1 protein-coding gene, 2 tRNA genes and 1 pseudogene are annotated in these 3,222 nt (G+C 63.0%); all 4 read right to left on the bottom strand.

Annotated elements, in window-relative coordinates; translation table 11 throughout:
* Positions 1 to 74 (bottom strand) — tRNA-Cys (locus AC1D1T_RS31295).
* Positions 75 to 163: 89 nt separating this feature from the next.
* Positions 164 to 239 (bottom strand) — tRNA-Gly (locus AC1D1T_RS31300).
* A gap of 139 nt (positions 240 to 378) precedes the next feature.
* Positions 379 to 2,817, bottom strand: coding sequence for an endopeptidase La (lon, locus tag AC1D1T_RS31305; RefSeq protein ID WP_047511872.1), 2,439 nt, complete (start codon positions 2,815 to 2,817; stop codon positions 379 to 381).
* A gap of 113 nt (positions 2,818 to 2,930) precedes the next feature.
* Positions 2,931 to 3,222: pseudogene (locus tag AC1D1T_RS31310) on the bottom strand (ATP-dependent Clp protease ATP-binding subunit ClpX); the annotation flags it as partial.

The raw sequence follows: 3,222 nt of genomic DNA on the forward strand, positions 1-3,222 counted from the left end.
TGGAGGCGCGGGCCGGAGTCGAACCGACCTACACGGATTTGCAATCCGGTGCATAACCGCTTTGCTACCGCGCCCCGCTTAACTTGTCTTGCCCTRACGCTCTTGCGTCACGCTCTTGCGTCATCTAGGCAAAAAGGGAAGCCCGAAAGCTTCCCTTTGAATTTGGAGCGGGAGACGAGGCTCGAACTCGCGACCTCAACCTTGGCAAGGTTGCGCTCTACCAACTGAGCTACTCCCGCTTTGCCGGATCTTTCGATCCCTTGATCAACTCGCTTCGCACTGCATTGCTGCACTTGCTTCGCTGTATCAATCAAGACTCACAGTATATGTTCAAAATCGGCCGCTTCGCAAGAGCGGCCGATTTTTTTCCAACTTTCTTCAGTGCTTCAGCGCGTCGGTCGCAGGCGCAGTGGCCGGTGCCGTCGCCGCAGCGCCAGCCTCGGTCTTGCCGTCGACCTTCGGTACCTCTTCATCGGCCAGCGGTTGCGGCACCGACTCGAGTGCGATCTCCAGCACCTGGTCGATCCACTTCACCGGCACGATCTCGAGGTGGTTCTTCACGTTCTCCGGAATGTCCTGCAGGTCCTTCGCATTCTCTTCCGGGATCAGCACCGTCTTGATGCCGCCGCGGTGTGCCGCGAGCAGCTTCTCCTTCAGGCCGCCGATCGCCGTGACCTCGCCACGCAGCGTGATCTCGCCCGTCATCGCCACATCGGCACGCACCGGGATGTTGGTCAACGCCGACACGAAAGCCGTCGTCATCGCAGCACCCGCGCTCGGGCCGTCCTTGGGCGTCGCGCCATCGGGCACGTGGATGTGGATGTCGCGCTTCTCGAACATCTCGTCCTTGATGCCCAGGCGGCGTGCGCGGCTGCGCACCACCGAACGTGCAGCCTCGACCGACTCCTTCATCACGTCGCCCAGCGAGCCGGTACGGATGATGTTGCCCTTGCCCGGCATCACGGCCGACTCGATCGTCAGCAGGTCGCCGCCGACTTCCGTCCACGCGAGGCCCACCACCTGCCCCACCTGGTTGCGCTTCTCGGCCTGGCCGTAGTTGAAGCGGCGCACGCCCAGGAAGTCGTTCAGGTTCTCTTCGCTGACCACCATCTTGCCGACTTGCTTCTTCAGCTGGATGCTCTTCACCACCTTGCGGCAGATCTTGGACACCTCGCGCTCGAGCGAACGCACGCCGGCTTCACGCGTGTAGTAGCGGATGATCCCGCGGATCGCCGATTCGGTGACGTCCATCTCCTCGTCCTGCACGCCGTTGTTCTTGCGTTGCTTCGGCAGCAGGTAGCGTTGGGCGATGTTGACCTTCTCGTCCTCGGTGTAACCCGCCAGGCGGATCACTTCCATCCGGTCCAGCAGCGCCGGCGGAATGTTCATCGAGTTCGAGGTCGCGATGAACATCACGTCGCTCAGGTCGAAATCGACCTCGACGTAGTGGTCGCTGAAGGTGTGGTTCTGTTCCGGGTCCAGCACCTCGAGCAGCGCGCTCGAAGGATCACCGCGGAAGTCCATGCCCAGCTTGTCGATCTCGTCGAGCAGGAACAGCGGGTTGCGCGTGCCGACCTTCGACAGGCTCTGCAGCACCTTGCCCGGCATCGAGCCGATGTAGGTGCGGCGGTGCCCGCGGATCTCGGCCTCGTCACGCATGCCGCCCAGCGCCATGCGGACGAACTTGCGCCCGGTGGCGCGCGCCACGCTCTGGCCGAGCGAGGTCTTGCCGACGCCCGGGGGCCCGACCAGGCACAGGATCGGCGCCTTCACCTTGTCGACGCGCTGCTGCACCGCGAGATATTCCAGGATGCGGTCCTTGACCTTCTCGAGCCCGTAGTGGTCCTCGTTCAGCACAGCCTCTGCATTCGGCAGGTCGTGCTTGATCTTGGTCTTCTTGGTCCACGGCAAGCCGATCAGCGTGTCGATGTAGTTGCGCACGACGGTCGCTTCAGCGGACATCGGCGACATCAGCTTCAACTTCTTCAGCTCGCCATCGACCTTCTTGCGGGCCTCCTTGGGCATCTTCGCCGCAGTGATCTTCTTTTCCAGTTCCTCCATGTCGGCGCCTTCTTCGCCGTCACCGAGTTCCTTCTGGATCGCCTTGACCTGCTCGTTCAGGTAGTACTCGCGCTGGCTCTTCTCCATCTGGCGCTTCACGCGGCCACGGATGCGCTTCTCGACCTGCAGGATGTCGACTTCATGTTCCAGCTGCTCGAGCAGCTTCTCGAGCCGCTTGTCGACCGCGAACAGGTCGAGCACCGACTGCTTGTTCTCGAGCTTCAGCGGCAGGTGCGCCGCGATCGTGTCGGCCAGGCGGCCGGCATCGTCGATGCCCGCGATGGAGGTCAGGATCTCCGGCGGGATCTTCTTGTTGAGCTTGACGTATTGATCGAACTGCTGCGTCACCGCGCGGCGCAGGGCCTCGACCTCAGGCTTGGCCTCGGTCTCGGGCGGCACCGGCGTCACTTCGGCCATGAAGTGCTCGCCGTTGTCGCTGATCGAATGCGTGTTGGCGCGCTGGATGCCTTCGACCAGCACCTTCACCGTGCCATCGGGCAGCTTCAGCATCTGCAGGATGCTCGAGACGCAACCGACCTCGAACATGTCGTCAGGCTTCGGCTCGTCCTTGCCGGCCGCGCGCTGCGCGACGAGCATGATCTGACGGCCGGCTTCCATCGCGGCCTCGAGCGCCTTGATCGATTTCGGGCGGCCGACGAACAGCGGAATCACCATGTGGGGGAACACCACCACATCCCGCAGCGGCAGCAGCGGCATCGTGATGGGCTCAGCGGGCAAGACGGGATGTCCGGACATTGGAACCTCTCTTTCTCAAGCCCATCTAGGGCTCAAGCATTCGTTTGCAAGGAGCCGGCGCAGTGTGACGCACCGGCAATCATCAGGATCCGTTGTCGTGGCGATGGCCCTGTTCAGGCGCTGGCCTTCTGCTCTCGGTAAACCAGCAAGGGCTTCGCGTCTTCCTCGATCGTGTGCTCGTCGAGCACCACCTTCGCGACGCCGTCGAGCGTCGGCAATTCGAACATCGTGTCGATCAGCGATTGCTCCATGATCGAGCGCAGCCCGCGTGCGCCGGTGCGACGCGCCAGGGCCTTGCGGGCGATGGCAGCGAGCGCCGAAGGCCGCACCTCGAGCTCGACGCCRTCCATCGCGAACAGCTTCTGGTACTGCTTGAGCAGTGCGTTCTTCGGCTCGGTCAGGATC

The sequence above is a fragment of the Rhizobacter sp. P2_H3 genome (assembly GCF_056403355.1).